We start from the raw sequence: 15,561 nt of genomic DNA, 5'->3' as shown, positions 1-15,561 counted from the left end.
GCGTAATCCAACCTGTTTTTATGCAGTTCCATTGCACAGATCATGGCGTTGAAACACGCCGCGATCTTTCCTGGATGTTGCTATCAACCTAGGATATTAGATCTTGTTGGACTATCTACACTCTTTGCTGGTGCCGGTTGAAAAAATGCACATAGTGATGGCCGTCTCGTTAAATCAGCCGGTTCTGATGTGAATTCCTCTTGAACGCAGTCTTCCACAATGGGTTCTAAATCATCAACATCAATGGGTACCTCTCCTGGCATCGTATTAAAGCCAATAGAACAGACCGATTGATATTCTCTTTCTAAAGCCATCTTAAATCTTATCAGAAAATCGTCGCGGAGATTATCTGGATCATATTCTTGTAATACGACCAACGGTTGCTGAAACTCATTATTGAAGATTTTGGCCAAAATTCCATACTCATGTAAATTCCTAAGGTAGGGCAGTACTGTGGTGGGATTTGATTCAAAATAATCAATTAACAGAGCAAGGAGATGAGGGTAATGGGCTTTCAGGTTGGTGGGATTCCATTCTAGTAACGCTTGATGCACTATTTCTGTTGGCTTAAAACCATATACTGTTAGATATTTGATTGCTCCTAATACACAAGTTGGATCAAATTCAAAGAGTATTGGAGGATAATAGCAAGCTGTATCTAAGATATCCTTTTCAATATCATCAATCGTCCCTTCCAGCATTTCATGAACAACACCATAGCCATCATCTTCTTCGATCAACAAGGCGGCCACTTTAAAATGTCGTTTTTTAGCATTAGATAACATCCAGGCTTCCTGATTTGGGCTCGAAGCATCCTTGTGTATCTCTAGATCAACAGAAGTAGCCCGATGGCCTACCCCTCCACGCAAGCTATAAACATTTTTTCTATGTTTATGTTGTCTAAGTTCAGCTATTTTACTAAGTTCCTCAGGTTGGGCATCGCTGGTGAAATCTAAATCGCTTAATTGAGATTCATCAACTTCTTTATCTGTTAAGTGAGCTTTTACCAGTTTAAATGCGGTACTACCAGTGAGAAAATGATTAGTGAGAAAATGATTCCCTGGAATCTTTTTTAACTCTTGAAAAGCCTTTAATACAGTTGGCGGTAACTTCACCCGCATTTTTTCTACGAGTTTTGGTCTAACAACCGCTTTTTCCGGCTCCATCTCCACCAACACTTTTGTTCGATTTAAGGCTGCTTTAAATAAATTAGCGAACTTTGGATTACCGTCAAATAGACGCAATGAGTCGTCTTTTAATGCTCGAGCTTCCGTTGTTTGACCAGACATTTTCAAATATTTTATTTTTTTCTCATAAAGCGAGGCATTGTCTGGAAATTGATCGAGCGCCTTTTTAAGCTCCGTACTCACTTCCTCTAAAAAGCCTTGTTTTAGGAGAACATCGATTAATAAAACATATAATTTTTGTTCATGGGGAAATTTGCCAATGGCAAGACGTATTTTTTCTTCTGCCAAAGAGAGATCGTAAGAATTTGGATTCTTTTGTTGTAAGAGATACATACACTCGCAGTAATAAAGATCCAGGCAATCTCGAAACTGATAGCTTTCTTTCAGCTGCTGGTACTCACTTAGGATAGCCTCTCTACCATATTGAGGTATCATTATTTTAGCAAAAATGAGATGTAAATGCCCATGGATGCTGTAGGGGAAACATTGGATAAGGCGCTCAGCACTTTGTATTGCCAGTTTAGGCTGATTTGTTTTTCTATAACACACACAAAGAGCATAAAGAGTCTGAAAATCATTTGGCCAAATCGCGTCTAATTTTTCTAGCTCATTAATGGCAACAGAATACTCTTTCTTGGCTTGATGATATTTGGATTTAAGTTGTGCAACTTTTTTGTCATTTTTCCAGTCTGCACCAGGAATTCGCGCTAACATTGCAGCAGCTTCGTTGAACTTATCCATATTTATCAGACAAGATACATATTTTACAAAATAATTTTTATCCTTTTTTACATCCGTCGTTTTGGCGTATGCATTTAACAAATCCAAAACTTGCTGGTATTTTTCAGCTTTATTATAACAATAGACACGCGCCGCAAGGACTAAGCTACTGTCTTGTACTTTTTTATCGAGATTATCAAGCAGCATTAAACCTTGCTTTGATTTTCCAATTTTTGCATAGCAACAAGCCAAGTCAAGCGTATTAAGCAAATTAGGGTTATGATCGTAAAGCCATCTAAAAAGAGAAAGTGCGATAGCATACTCTCTCATCATTTGATGACATTTTGCTACAGCTTGTAAGACTAAGTTATTATCTTTCCAAACAATCGACATGCTATGAAAAACAGAACCAGCTTTTTGCCCATCACCCAGTGCCATATAGACTTGCCCCAGTGTCAGCATATAAGGGTAGTTCCGTTTCCATTCGGCAGGGAAAGAAATTAAAAGTTTTAAGGCTTTCTCATACTGACCAGATTGCTCATAACAGCTTGCAAGTTCAAACAAAGCCAAAAAGTAGGTTTGCTGATCACAGGTGGTTTGTTGATCATATCTTTCAATCAGCTGCTGAAAACATTCAATTGCTTCTGCAAATTTCCCTGCTTTCATTTTCCGCTGAGCATAGCTTTTTAACTCCTTAGCCTCAGTAGGTCTATTTTTGGATTGGCTTATAGCCCATTGTTCAGTCTGATCTTTTTCTGTTGCAACCCAGGACGATAAAGGCAAATTAGTTTCTTTCGATTGACGTCCTTTTCTTGAATTTCCTTTGGTAGAACCTTTTGACCCGTGGTTTGATTGCTTCGATTTCTGTTGATTATTACTCGCTTTTGACAGCTTTTTTTGCTTTTCTTTTTTTTCTCGCAGCACACTAGGTTTTTTTTCGGCGGTTTTATTGGACCTACTTGGTAAGGCAGCAAGACTTGACTGATCGATCCCAGTAATTTTCTGTTTAAGTTTAAGGATACCTTGATAACCATTGCTAACGAGTTTTGTTAATCTAAGGAATAATGGGTAATTCGAGTCACCGTTTTGTCGTACAAGATTTAGCCTTAGTGTTTTTAAATCACGACCTTCAGTAATTATTGCAAAGACATTGGATTCGAAGTCCTCTTCACGTTGATGTAATATAGATTTCAGACTAGCGCAGGTACGGGGACCCTGTGTTATTTCGTGCAGGTTAATCAGTAGCATTTGATCTATTAATACCGATAAATAATCACTGATATTATCTTTACCCTTCGATGGTGCACTAGCCCAAAGGTCATTAATGTATCGTTCAAAATCAAAAAGATAAGCCTTATAAGCTCGATGAACGTCACGAATCATTTCATCAAATAAATTAGGTTCCATAATCGTGTTTAAATCAAAACGGGAGTGCATTCCCCTTATTACACTTTGAAGCACATAGAAATTTTTTTTATGTGCTTTGAAACAATTAATAAAATCAGGGTAAGTTCTGTTGATAATTGTTTCACAACCAGGGTGTGCTTTACCGCCTTCAAGTTTACTCGCATACTCATCTAAGTTCCCTAAAATATAAGCCATCTGGAGATCTTGCATCAGAGTAAGACTCTTCACTAACTCCATAAGCCAATAGGAATTCCTGCTCTCAAATAAAGCATCAAGTTCCTTTATAGGAATGTGGAGCCTTGGATCGTCTTCGAAACGACCTATATCAACATATTTGCTATAAAGTCTATTTACCAGGTCCTTAAGATCAATAGGCGTTGCTTGATCGAGCGCCTTGTAACTGGTCTCAGGAAATAAGGGAGGATCATTAGGCCTAGCTAAGGCTTGACCCGCTTCTTTTTCGGAAGGTTCAAACCCATCGTAATTAACTATCTGACGGTAGTTAATATTACTGGGATTAGGGACTGACAAAACCAGCCTACCTTCTGCGACCTTTAATTTTTTTAGTTCTGGGACTAAAATTCTTATAAAGTCATTAGGTAAATTCTTATCACCAAGCTCCTTTTCAAGACTCTGTGGCCATTCATTTTGTAATACAGAAAGGAGATAGGAAAAACAACTTTTGACCAAATTATTCTTTTCACTTACCAGTTTTTTTAACGTCTCTTCATCATAAAAGAAATGACCGAACTGATACTTTGCTGCGGATTCAGACTCTTTCTTCCCAGGGTATTTTAGATTCAAATAAAACTCAACAATACGGTTAAAATCCTTTGGGAACTCTTTTTTAAATTTTTCATTTTTCTTTTTTACTAGCAATTTGCACCTCAACTATTTGTTTGAGCACTAAGCTCAAACAAATAAGGATTTAGTTAATATCAAAAGGGCGTAATTTATACTCGGCGTGAGTATATAGCAATTAGAATGTGCTTTTATTGAATTAAAATTTAGTGGTTCAAATCGTCTCTATTTGATAGAGTGAGCGTCGGTTTTGCTCCATTCTTCAATGCTTAATGTGTTGTCCAGTTTCACTGTAGGATCGAAATTAAAAAAAAGGTCAGGATTTTCAAATACACTACGGTTACGTTTAAGTGTTTTGGGAAGACTTGCATCTTGCTTAAGAGCGTCGGTTTCGCTCAATTCTTCATGGCTTTTTGTATTGTCCAGTTTCACTGTAGGATCGAATCCAAAAAAAAGGTCAGTGTTTTCAAATACACTACGCTTACGTTTAAGTGTTTGAGGAGGACTTGCATCTTGTTGCGGAGTTGTTTCCGATGCGGTATCTTCAGTTGTGAGAGCAGGCAGATCCTGAAGAACACGCTGGCTTTGCAAAAAATCAGGCGATTTAAACGCTGTAATGGCTAAATTCATAAGCATATAGCGATCTACTTTCAACCCAAATTTCGAATAAAACGCCTTTTGAATCCAATAGATCATCTGAAGAGGGGTAAATTTGGAGTGTTCATAATTGTCTTCTGAAACATCATTAGGATCGAAGGTATAGGTTTTGTCAGTATCGATAATTATCGCGACAGTATGGCTTTTCTTTGTAAAAGCGGTGATGCTTAGCCTGTCATAACCGTCATCCACCAACTCTTGTAAAATCTTTTTCCACTCATTAAGAGTGTATCCATTACCATGTTCATCAAAGCATTTTTTTGTTGAAACGCCCAAAATTACATCAATGTCTTGTTGTCCTACACCTGATAAATAATCACTGGGGTATTGGCCTGTCATAATGTCATCATATAATTTATCTACTTTTTTTCTCACCTCAGCTGGGGGAGAATAATGATTGCCTTTTATAACTAGGCTAGTAGCCTCAAAAAACTGCAATGGCATTCTTAGCCATTCTAAAGACAAGCCGTGACACCAGCCATTTGTTTCTTCCGAATCTAATTCACGTATTAATGCTCTTTGAGTGGTAAATTTGGGGGTGACGATTCCTGACTTCTCTAAAATCTCATCCACCGGAATGCATGGATACTTTGCTTTTTTTGCAAAAATAGCTCTGCTTGCGAAAGGATCCGATTGATAGTTTATTTTGAAGATATCACCATAAGTTTTTTCTTTCTTCTCGTTCATTGTTAACCTTAACTGCTATTTTTAGTGAGGTATATTGTGCATCGTGATCAAAATATTTGCAATTGCAAGTTGGTTCTAAGGCGCAATAAAAACAGAGATCTAATAAAAAAACTTTATTTTTCTATTGGCCGCCCATTAATTTTTATTTTTTTAAGGCTGCTTTCTTGGGGGGTGATGTCCAATGGTCCGACAAATTCAAATAATTGAATGACCCTGAAATTTAGATTGCCTGATTCTTCAAATTGCTTCACATACTTATAACCCGTTTTTCTACTGATTCCATAAAACGAGCATAGCTCAACAAAAATATCAAAGTTCTTCTCCAGATAATTAGATACAAACTTTATTTTTTCTTTTATAGGTACAGTCTCTTTCCAAAGCATCTCACACTCCTTTCAAGAGCATGAGATTAGTTTAACTGTTACCTATGTATCCGGTCATTTTTGTTACCGTCTATCCGGGTCGGACCTAATTGAATCCTGTTTTTCGCGGCAGATAAATCATCATAGCTTGACGACTATGGACCTTGGCTCAAGCTAGATGCAACAACGCCAGAGCCATCTATTTCATAGTGGTTTGCAAAAAATCATATAACAATGATGAATACGCTGATTGCGCTTGAAATCCAAATCAATCGTTTCCGCACTAATATCTTTAACCTCATATTTCTCGTTAACTTCTGGAGATAATTTGAATTGTCTAAAATTAGTTGAAAAGTACAATACGCCTTTTGGATTCAAAATACGCATCGCGAGCTCAATTAGAGTTTCATGATCACGCTGTATGTCCAGAGTTTGTGACATTCGTTTTGAATTTGAAAAACTCGGCGGGTCAAGAAAAATGACATCGAAACGATCGCGGGTAATTTTTAACCACTCGAGGCAATCAAATTGCAGGAATTGATGCGTCGATAAATCCAGGTGATTCAACCTAAAATTGTCTTCGGCCCAATCTAAATAGGTTTTCGATAAATCAACACTGGTTGTTATCGCTCCTGCCAAAGCCGCTTGCACACTTGCAGTTGCTGTGTAACAAAAACAATTGAGAAAACGAGTGCCCGGTGCTAGTTGCGCAAAACGCATTCTTATCGGCCTATGATCTAAAAACAATCCAGTATCGAGATAGTCATACAAATTAACTTTTAGTTTTGCTCGGCCTTCAACAACTGTCATCGTATGTTTAGTTTGATTCATCTTTTGGTATTGATTAGATCCTTTTTGCTGCTTTCTTTGCTTAATCACCAATTTTTCTGGTGAAATACCCAACGCTTTTGGCACCGCTTGAATCACTTCTAAACTACGCTTTTGTGTTTTATGAAGGGGAATATCCGCTGGAGCTACATATTCTTGAAGAACCGCGTAATCATTATAAATATCGACAGCATAAGCGTATTCAGGCAAGTCAGCATCATAAACTCGATAGCAATGAATCTGATTTCGTTTCGCCCATTTTTGTAGATGACTAAAGTTTTTATGCAAGCGATTAAAAAGCATTTCTGCCCCGGGCGATAAAGATACCGAATCCTGACCCTTTAATTGATTCTCCGTGTTCAGGGTCATGCAATATAATTTACATTCTATGGCACCATTGAATAAGGTGTATTGTTTACTCGCTCGTAAACCTAAGGCTTTTGCGAGCATAGGATTAGAAGTTAAAACCGCTGCCTGCCAGCCTTGATAATAAGTATGTAGCGTAGAGCCTAATTGCTGATAGACAGGAACAAGTTGGGTTGCATCACCCAAACGCTCGCCATAGGGCGGATTAGATACGACTAATCCTTTATCGTTAGTCGGCCTGCAGTCTTTGACTGCCAAGGCAGAAAACTCCACTAAAGGTAATACCCCAGCGCGCTCAGCATTCGCTTGTGCAATGCTTATGAGCTTTGGATTATTATCTGTTCCACGCAGTTTTACCGATCTAGGCTTCACTTGTTGCAAAGCATGCGCTCTCACTTTTTCCCATAAAGAAGGCTGATGTTGTGTCCAGTGAATAATCGCTTGATCGTGACGCAATAATCCCGGAGCAATATGTCCAGCCATCATGGCCGCTTCGATGACTAAAGTCCCTGCACCACAAAAAGGATCATGAAATGCATAACCGGCGGCTGCAAGTTGTGGCCATTTAGCCCGTAATAGCATGGCAGCTGCTATGTTTTCTTTTAACGGTGCCTCACCGGCCTGAGTTCGATAGCCCCTTTGATGTAAACTGTAACCCGTCAAATCGAGGCTCACCGTAACAATCTCATCTTTTAGATGAGCATGTAAGCGAATATCTGGTTTTCCGCGATCGACTGTGGGTCGAGTGCCTTTAAACTGTCGAAAATGATCAACGATCCCATCTTTGACGACCTGAGCACCAAACATTGAGTTGCGAATATGAGCTGATGAACCGTGAAATTCGATAGCGATTGTTTTCTCCGCCATAAAAACGGTTTGCCAAGGAAATTGATTGCATAATTGATAAAGAGTTTGCTCATTATGCGCATCGCCGCTAAATAAGATGAGTTGAATGCGATTTGCTAGGCGAGTCCATAAACAAATATTATAAATCCCGACCAAATCAGCCTCACCATATACGCCTTGGGGGCTCACTCGAGTCACATGTAAACCGATGGCTTTCATCTCTTCTTCTAAAAGGTACTCAAGCCCCTTGGGACAGCTAATAAAGAGAGAATGAAGAGAGTGATTCATAATACACAACTCCTTAAAAAGCGAAACAGTGCTTTACTGGCCCCTATATTTTTTCCACTGCTTTGTTCATCCACCGCTTTTTTGACTAATTGCCGAAGCTGCTGTACCTCTTCAGGTTGATACTCAGCTACAAATTCAGTCAGCGCTTCTTTACCCCCATGAATTAACTTGTCACGCCATTGTTCTAACTCATGAAAGGCCGCTGTTTTTGCACTATCTTCTGCCAAAAGCGCTTCATAAGCCTCTAAAATGGCCTCAGATTCTGTAGATCTCATCAATTTTCCAATGAGTTGAGCTTGACGTCGAGTCGCGCCATGGCTCTTGATTGATTTGGCATCAATAATGGCTTGCCGCAAATGAGGAGACAGAGGCAAGGTATCCAGCTTTGTTTCGCTCAATGCAATCATCTCGACGCCTATTTTCTTTAGAGCCTCTGCATCGCGTTTTTTTTGTGATTTACTTTTTTCTTCTATCTCTTCCATCGAATTAGCCTTTCAAAAAGATTGCTACCATAACCGCAATCTATAAAAAAACACAGTACTTTTAATTTTAGCATTTTGCCAGATTATATTACTAAGACATTAATCAACAGCAGCTAATGGAGGAATGGAGGTGTGCGCATAATGCTTTGACTTCGTATGGAAATAAGCACGGCTAATCGCGATGAAATTGTATATTAAAATAAGAAGCAATAAAGAATGTAACCAAGTCACCGTGATCTGCGTGAATAACTGTATAGTGATAAAAACACCGACACAGCCAAAGAGACTTAGAATTAAGGTTTTTTTCAGAGGGATTTTATTTTGTTGCACAAACACTAAAGTAGTCAGCGGTTGCTGCATCGCACCGGCTGTAGTCATGATAGGAAAAGCCACCAGTGGTGATACATTCATTAAAAATAATACCGCCTGCACCATGACGAATAGACCAATACCGACGGAAGTTAATCCCCCACAAACTATCATGGCGAAAAAGCCAATAACCAATTTCCAAGAATGCAATTCGACGAGATCACCACCGATGGGTACTAGGCGCAATTGGTGACAGATTAATAAGACAATAATTGCAGCAAAACAGCACATCATAGCTAAGCGAATGGCTTGTTTACTTAAGCGACTGACTACGGCACCACCAATTAAACCACCCACGCAGGTTCCAGACACCAGTGTGATTAAAGTGAGCAAGTCAACATCAATTAATTGCATGAAAAAAAAGGATTCAAAGACCCCAGGGATAACTTGTGCTCCATTGTTAACTGCGGGGAGTTCATCATCAGGAAAAGTGTTAAGCAATTTAGCCAAAGCAACATTCACTGCAAAACTGCCTACGCCAAGCGTATCTGCAATAAAAGCCAGAATACCGCTCACACCGAGCTTTACATAATCTAAAGGAGATAATTGTACGGACGGCTGTTGTCTCAGTCGATAAACCATAGCGGCAACACAAATCAAACTCAAAATTACTATTCCATAAATTATCAAATTAATTGTCATTAGATTCTCATCGGTTGTTGCCGCTAAGCATTGCGAAGTAGCTTGAGTCAATATTCTTTTTATATCCTTGTGACCAAACCGCAATCCATTCCCTTTGAATGCGAGTAAAAAATGGTCTTATCGATTATACAGCATTTGCTTTGCTCAGCAAATAACAGGGTGCTTTAATTTGGTGCAAAAAGGAGGGGATAGTGACAGAATTAATTGAATCTAGACCCTCCACGAGCAGGGATCCAGATCGGTGGTCAAAGCCGCGGGATTCGCTAAACGATACCATTTCTTTGCGAGGAACAGTCCGAAAATTACTGACAAAAGCGTTTTGTTATTTCTGCCACATGCTTACCCTGAAAGCGGGCTATTTGTCGTTCAAGAGCGCTTGGCATACGGCTGCCATCCGAACCAGCAATTGTGCCTGCACCATACGGTGAGCCGCCATGTAATTCCGTGAGGGTGGTTAATCCTTTTTCAGAATAAGGGACGCCAACCAAAATCATTCCGTGATGTATTAGAGTATTCCAAAATGATAAAATGGTGGATTCATTGCCTCCTCCAGTTCCGGTAGAAACAAACACACTGGCCACTTTTCCAATTAACTCGCCCTTCACCCACATGCCGCCTGTTTGGTCGAGGAAGTTACGCATTTGTGCCGCCATATTACCAAAGCGAGTTGGTGTTCCAAAAATAATAGCATCATACTCAGCAAGCTCTTTTGGCGTTGCAAGATCCGCTTTTTGATTTAATTTAACTCCGGCCTTCTTGGCAATTTCTTCTGGCATGGTTTCGGGCACACGTTTTAAGGTTACTGTCACACCTTCTACTTCTGAAGCGCCTTTAACAATCTCTTCCGCCATTATTTCCACATGCCCATAACTGGAATAGTACAGAACTAACACTTTAGTCATCGAGTTCTCCTGAATTTAAAAACGATTATTACGAAAATCATCTAAAGCCTGCATGATTTCTTCTTCCGTATTCATCACAAACGGTCCTAATCGTGCAATAGGCTCCTTGAGTTTCTTCGCGGCAATTAATAAGCAATGTGTATCCTTCGTGAGCCCTTGTAAGACCAATAGCTCGCCTGGACTTAAAATAGCTAAATGGTGCCGTTTAACCGTTTCTTTTTGAATTTTTATCTCGCCGGATAGAACAAAAACAAGGGCTTGATGATCGCTAGGAAGATGTTGTTGTATGATTTGCTGCTCTGGCAAGCGTAGGTCTAAGAAAATTGGATTAGTTGCAATACCCGTTATAGGAGATTGAGTTCCTTTGTCCGTTTTCCCGGCTATTACTTTTATTTGTACCCCAGAATCTTGCCGTTCAATAGGTAATTGGCTAGCCGTATATTCATGATAATGAGGAGCATCCATCTTATTGGCCGCAGGCAAATTTAGCCAAAGCTGAAGACCTGTTATGCCTTCTTCACTTTTTTGTGGCATTTCCGAATGAACAATTCCTCGTCCGGCAGTCATCCATTGTACATCACCAGGACCAATTACCCCTTCATGTCCTTGGTTATCTCGATGAGCAATTTGTCCCTTTAAAAGATAAGTTATCGTCTCAAAACCACGGTGAGGGTGATTAGGAAAACCTGCAATGTAGTCCATCTCATTTTTGCTATCAAAAAAGTCAAATAACAAAATAGGCTCAAACGGATCTTTTCTTTCTGCGCCTATGTAACGTTGAACTTTTACTCCCGCACCCTCACGGACTAAGGTTCCAATTACTTGTTTTTCAACATGAATTTCTTTCATCAGAGACGAACCCTATTAAAAACGAGTAATCCAATCATAGATGAAAATAGGCATTTTGACTAACAACTTAAAATCGCAGGCTAAAACTATGCTAGAATGCTTTCAACTTGCTCAAGAGGAGGTAATATGCAGCGCTTAAAATTAATTCTTTCTTCGTTATTTTGCTTGCTAATAATAAGTAATAGCTATAGTTCAAATGCTATTTTAAAAGACATCAGAGGGCAAAGTATTCCCTTCGATAGCCTAAAAGGCAAATGGGTACTTATTAACTATTGGGCAAATTGGTGTCAACCTTGTCTCGATGAAATTGCTGAGTTAAATCGCTTCTATAAAATAAACAGTGATAGGGTCGCTTTATTTGCAGTGAACTATGACTCACCTTCCTTAACGCAGCAAATTGCCCTCGTTAGAAAATACCATATTAACTACCCTAGTCTGCGATATAATCCGGCGCGTGACCTAAAAATAGGTGACATTCGCGGGGTACCTGCAACCTTTGTTTTTAACCCGAAAGGCCAATTTAAAGGTGCCTTATATGGAGAGCAAACGCTGAAAAGCTTGAATAAAGCAACTACGGGTTAATGTGATAGTTGTTAATATTTGGCCGAGCTGATTGAAAATATTCCTATCAAAATCAAGCCAGTAGCAAGAAATACAAGTTTGGGAAAAATTTAATGCAAATTGTTACAAAATCAATTCCATAAATGTAAAAAAAGTTTAAAATGCTATTTTTCAATTTTTAGATGGCTTCATTTATGTATTGGCGAGTCTTGTTATTACTATTCTTTACCAAGCTGGCAATCGCCGGTCCATGGTGGACAGGCCCATTACTCGCTCCAGCAGGCAAAACCATTCCCACCGGTCATTTTAATTTTGAGCCTTACGCATTTTATACGACCTATCCGCAGAATTTTAAGAATATTGAAATAACGCCCATATTAACGGCAGGTGTTACCGATTTTTTAGACTTGCAAATGGCCTTACCTTACGATTACAGCTGGATTAGTCAACTTAGACATTCAACTGATATTGCCGACTATAGTTTAGGAGTTGGGATCCAGCTACTTAAGCAAAAAGAGAATGGATGGCTGCCTGATCTTCGTCTCGTTGTTCAAGAAGTTTTTCCAACAGGACGATTTGAAAATTTAGATCCTAGAAAATTAGGAACTGATCAAACAGGACTAGGTGCTTATATCACTTCAGTGGGTTTAAATTTCCAAAAGCTCTGGCAATTTCAAAATGGTCACTATTTGCGCTCTCGCTTAAGCGTAGTAGGCGCATTTCCTGGAAGCTCAAATGTTCAAGGTGTTAATGCTTTTGGTGGCAGTGATGTGACTGAAGGATCTGTGCATCTTGGAAACAGTTATGCAGTCGACCTAGCCTGTGAATATCAACTCACTCAGAATTGGGTACCTGTTTTTGAAGCATTATACGCACACAGTGATGGCTCAGTATTTAATGGAAATCCAGGTTTCACGCCTGGAGGTGCGATATTGAATATTGGCGGACCAGGATCTGATTCTGCCTCGTTAGCGCCTGCGCTTGAATTCAATTTTAATTCAAATTTAGGGATTATTGGCGGCGTTTGGTTTTCGGTGACTGGACCTCATGCTGCCAAGTTTGTTACATCTACAATTGCAGTGAATTACTTTTTCTAAGCGTTTTTTTCTGCGCTCTCATTTTCTGTAGGAAATAATCGCATTTTTTGGGCTTGCGTCAATTTAACTTTTAAATGCCAGCCGCCTTCTTCGGAAGGCATTTCCTGAAGAACGGCATCTAATTGATAAAGTTTTGCGCGTAATTTTGCTTCAGACGGTTTAAGAAATACGTTTTCTTCACAAATTTTACCATGTAATTGAGTAGCAATTGCTTCGCTAAGTAAATCAAGGCCAGCACCGCTTTTAGCCGATACCCATACTTTGCATCCATCTTCCTGTTGATCAATTTTGGGAAGCCAATTTTCCTGCACATCTATCTTATTAAAAACTTGAATGATAGGAATCTCAGACACGCCAATTTCTGCTAACACCTGTTGCACCGCAAAAACCATTTCTCGCCAATTGGGATCTGAAATATCAATGACGTGCAGTAATAAATCTGCTTCTGCCGTTTCTTCAAGCGTGGCTCGAAAGGCCTCAACCAATTGATGGGGCAAGTCGCGAATGAAACCTACCGTATCGGCTAAAATAACAGCGCCAGCGCCTGGTAGCTCTACTTTACGCATCGTGGGATCTAAAGTAGCAAATAATTGATCCGCGACATAAATATGCTCACCAGTTAAGGCGTTAAATAAAGTTGATTTGCCTGCGTTTGTATACCCCACCAGCGATACAGTAAGCATTTCCGCTTTTTGTCTTGCGCGACGGTTTTGATCACGACTGTGTCTTACTTTTTCTAAGCGTTTGTTAATAGATTTAATGCGCTCCCGGAGGAGGCGACGGTCGGTTTCAAGCTGCGTTTCACCGGGACCTCGTAGACCAATGCCGCCTTTTTGACGTTCCAAATGGGTCCATCCGCGAATTAAACGAGTAGATATATGTTGTAATTGTGCTAACTCAACCTGAAGTTTTCCCTCAAAAGTTCTTGCTCTCTGCGCAAAAATATCAAGAATCAGCCCGCTTCGACCAATTACACGACATTGAAGTAAGCGTTCCAAATTTCGTTCTTGGGAGGGGGATAGTTCGTGATTGACTAAAACAAGTTCTGCATTATGCTCTTCAACAAGTTGCTGGATTTCTTCGGCTTTTCCAATACCTACATAATATTTTGCCTCTGGAGTGGCACGAGCACCCACTACACAAGCAAGTACTTCAGCTTGTGCGGAAAGGGCTAACTCCTTAAATTCAGCCAATGCCTTCTCGGCATCAACACCAGGAAGCGCCAATTGTACTAGTATGGCGCGCTCGCCACTTTGTGGACGTTCAAACAAGACGACGTTTCCCTTAACCAAATATGTTGCTAGTCTGCCACATTTCCTTCCTCCTCACCAGTAGGCAACTTAACCATGCGTGAAGGAACTACAGTGGAAATTGCATGCTTATAAACCATTTGTGTTACAGAGTTTTTTAGCATCACCACGTATTGATCGAAAGAATCAACCACGCCATGTAATTTGATCCCATTGACCAAAAACACAGACACGGGAATTTTTTCTTTACGCAATTCGTTTAGAAATGGATCTTGCAATAAATGATTTTTAGTCATTGCCTACTCCTTATTATTATTTTATTCAGGCAACTGCTTCATAAATGTAATCGTCTGTGAAATGAAAAACTTTATACTTTGTTTCAAATATTTAAACAAAAATACAATTTTAAGCCCCAGCTGTTTATTATTAAATCACTATTAACCCGGTCTGCTATTTCTTTTCCAGTAATTATCTACAAATGCTTAACATTATGATATTATATTGTGCAAACTCCGTGAATAACTTTGTTTGACTATGTCTAGAAAATTAGTAACTGGATCTTTAGCTGTAGCATTTTTACCATTAGGAATTATTACTAGTGGAGTTACTGTGGGCTTCCTGCTCACTGCCCTTGCTCTTGTCTCTCCTCTTCTTATTGGTTATCTTGCTTTCTATGCCGCATCCATTATTGTTAACAAACTGTCAGACTGGTTTAACACGCCCTCCTTAAAGTATGAAGGATTTACAGCCTTTACCTTAGATGTATTAAAACGGGTAGCACTTTCCGCCTTAGTCAGCATTCCTTTATTGCCTTTTTCTTTAATTGCTGTTGGGCTAGCTGTGACAATCATTGCCCCGTTATTGTTTATTGCTTTGGCTGGTTTTTTCCCTTACTGGGGAGCTAAACGGGTCGTTTTATTCTTTGCAGGGGAAGAAAACAACCACGGAAATCCAGCGGATAGCGGGATTATTTACGTAGACCTACCCGCTCATCAAGTTCGTCCTGAGGCACGGGAAAATCAAAGGCCAGGTACGAATATGGATCATTATCAATCATCAGTTCGTCGTTTTTTTGAACAACCCAGCATCGAAAGCTTTACGACCGAAGCAAGTGGAATTTATCATCGTCTTGGTTTTGGTGGCACTGGCGAGGACTAATTACGGTTCCCTGACAAATATGATATGACCAATATAGAGACAATGCCTCTATTTATTTGAGAAATCTCTTACATATTGTACATCCGATCCTGCAATGACAAC

At 39.5% G+C, this 15,561-nt stretch carries 13 protein-coding genes; 3 read left to right on the top strand and 10 right to left on the bottom strand.

The window, feature by feature from the left end; genetic code table 11:
• Positions 1-83 precede the first annotated feature (83 nt).
• The 8 genes from Ldro_RS14690 to Ldro_RS14655 all read right to left on the bottom strand — a co-directional run bounded on the left by Ldro_RS14690 (position 84) and on the right by Ldro_RS14655 (position 11,393).
• Positions 84-4,193 (bottom strand): tetratricopeptide repeat protein, encoded by a 4,110-nt coding sequence (locus Ldro_RS14690; protein WP_058497170.1) that lies wholly within the window; start codon positions 4,191-4,193, stop codon positions 84-86.
• A gap of 147 nt (positions 4,194-4,340) precedes the next feature.
• Positions 4,341-5,459, bottom strand: coding sequence for a YopT-type cysteine protease domain-containing protein (locus Ldro_RS14685; RefSeq protein WP_058497169.1), 1,119 nt, complete (start codon positions 5,457-5,459; stop codon positions 4,341-4,343).
• A 113-nt stretch (positions 5,460-5,572) separates the two neighbouring features.
• Positions 5,573-5,842: a helix-turn-helix domain-containing protein gene (locus Ldro_RS14680; RefSeq protein WP_058497168.1), complete on the bottom strand. Its 270-nt coding sequence runs from the start codon at positions 5,840-5,842 to the stop codon at positions 5,573-5,575.
• A gap of 183 nt (positions 5,843-6,025) precedes the next feature.
• Complete coding sequence (rlmKL, locus tag Ldro_RS14675) at positions 6,026-8,149, bottom strand: bifunctional 23S rRNA (guanine(2069)-N(7))-methyltransferase RlmK/23S rRNA (guanine(2445)-N(2))-methyltransferase RlmL (protein ID WP_058497167.1); 2,124 nt, start codon at positions 8,147-8,149, stop codon at positions 6,026-6,028.
• Entirely contained in the window at positions 8,146-8,631 is a 486-nt protein-coding gene (gene yjgA / locus Ldro_RS14670) for a ribosome biogenesis factor YjgA (protein WP_058497166.1), read from the bottom strand. Before yjgA ends, rlmKL begins: the two co-directional genes overlap by 4 nt.
• Positions 8,632-8,730: 99 nt before the next feature.
• Positions 8,731-9,642, bottom strand: a complete 912-nt coding sequence (locus Ldro_RS14665) for a sulfite exporter TauE/SafE family protein (protein WP_058497231.1) — start codon at positions 9,640-9,642, stop codon at positions 8,731-8,733.
• Positions 9,643-9,944: 302 nt separating this feature from the next.
• Positions 9,945-10,544 (bottom strand): NAD(P)H:quinone oxidoreductase, encoded by a 600-nt coding sequence (gene wrbA, locus Ldro_RS14660; protein WP_058497165.1) that lies wholly within the window; start codon positions 10,542-10,544, stop codon positions 9,945-9,947.
• A 15-nt stretch (positions 10,545-10,559) separates the two neighbouring features.
• Positions 10,560-11,393 carry a pirin family protein gene (locus tag Ldro_RS14655; protein WP_058497164.1) on the bottom strand — a complete coding sequence of 278 codons (834 nt, stop codon included), beginning with the start codon at positions 11,391-11,393 and terminating at the stop codon, positions 10,560-10,562.
• 126 nt (positions 11,394-11,519) lie between these two features.
• Between Ldro_RS14655 and Ldro_RS14650 the strand changes: the two genes are divergently transcribed.
• Positions 11,520-11,975, top strand: coding sequence for a TlpA disulfide reductase family protein (locus tag Ldro_RS14650; protein ID WP_058497163.1), 456 nt, complete (start codon positions 11,520-11,522; stop codon positions 11,973-11,975).
• A gap of 173 nt (positions 11,976-12,148) precedes the next feature.
• A complete protein-coding gene (locus Ldro_RS14645; protein ID WP_193786655.1) occupies positions 12,149-13,051 on the top strand; it encodes a hypothetical protein in 903 nt (300 codons plus the stop codon).
• On the opposite strand, the gene hflX is transcribed toward Ldro_RS14645, so the two are convergent.
• Positions 13,048-14,322, bottom strand: a complete 1,275-nt coding sequence (gene hflX / locus Ldro_RS14640) for a ribosome rescue GTPase HflX (protein WP_058497161.1) — start codon at positions 14,320-14,322, stop codon at positions 13,048-13,050. The two genes, Ldro_RS14645 and hflX, sit on opposite strands and share 4 nt — an antisense overlap.
• A gap of 29 nt (positions 14,323-14,351) precedes the next feature.
• Positions 14,352-14,597 carry an RNA chaperone Hfq gene (gene hfq, locus Ldro_RS14635; protein ID WP_058497160.1) on the bottom strand — a complete coding sequence of 82 codons (246 nt, stop codon included), beginning with the start codon at positions 14,595-14,597 and terminating at the stop codon, positions 14,352-14,354.
• Between the two features lie 238 nt (positions 14,598-14,835).
• Here hfq and Ldro_RS14630 point away from each other — a divergent pair, with 238 nt between their 5' ends.
• A complete protein-coding gene (locus Ldro_RS14630; RefSeq protein WP_058497159.1) occupies positions 14,836-15,459 on the top strand; it encodes a hypothetical protein in 624 nt (207 codons plus the stop codon).
• Positions 15,460-15,561 lie beyond the last annotated feature (102 nt).

The sequence above is a fragment of the Legionella drozanskii LLAP-1 genome (assembly GCF_001467585.1).
Classification (GTDB): Bacteria; Pseudomonadota; Gammaproteobacteria; order Legionellales; family Legionellaceae; genus Tatlockia; species Tatlockia drozanskii.
The sequence above is the reverse complement of the archived record's forward strand: the minus strand, read 5'-3'. Positions and strand labels throughout refer to the sequence as shown.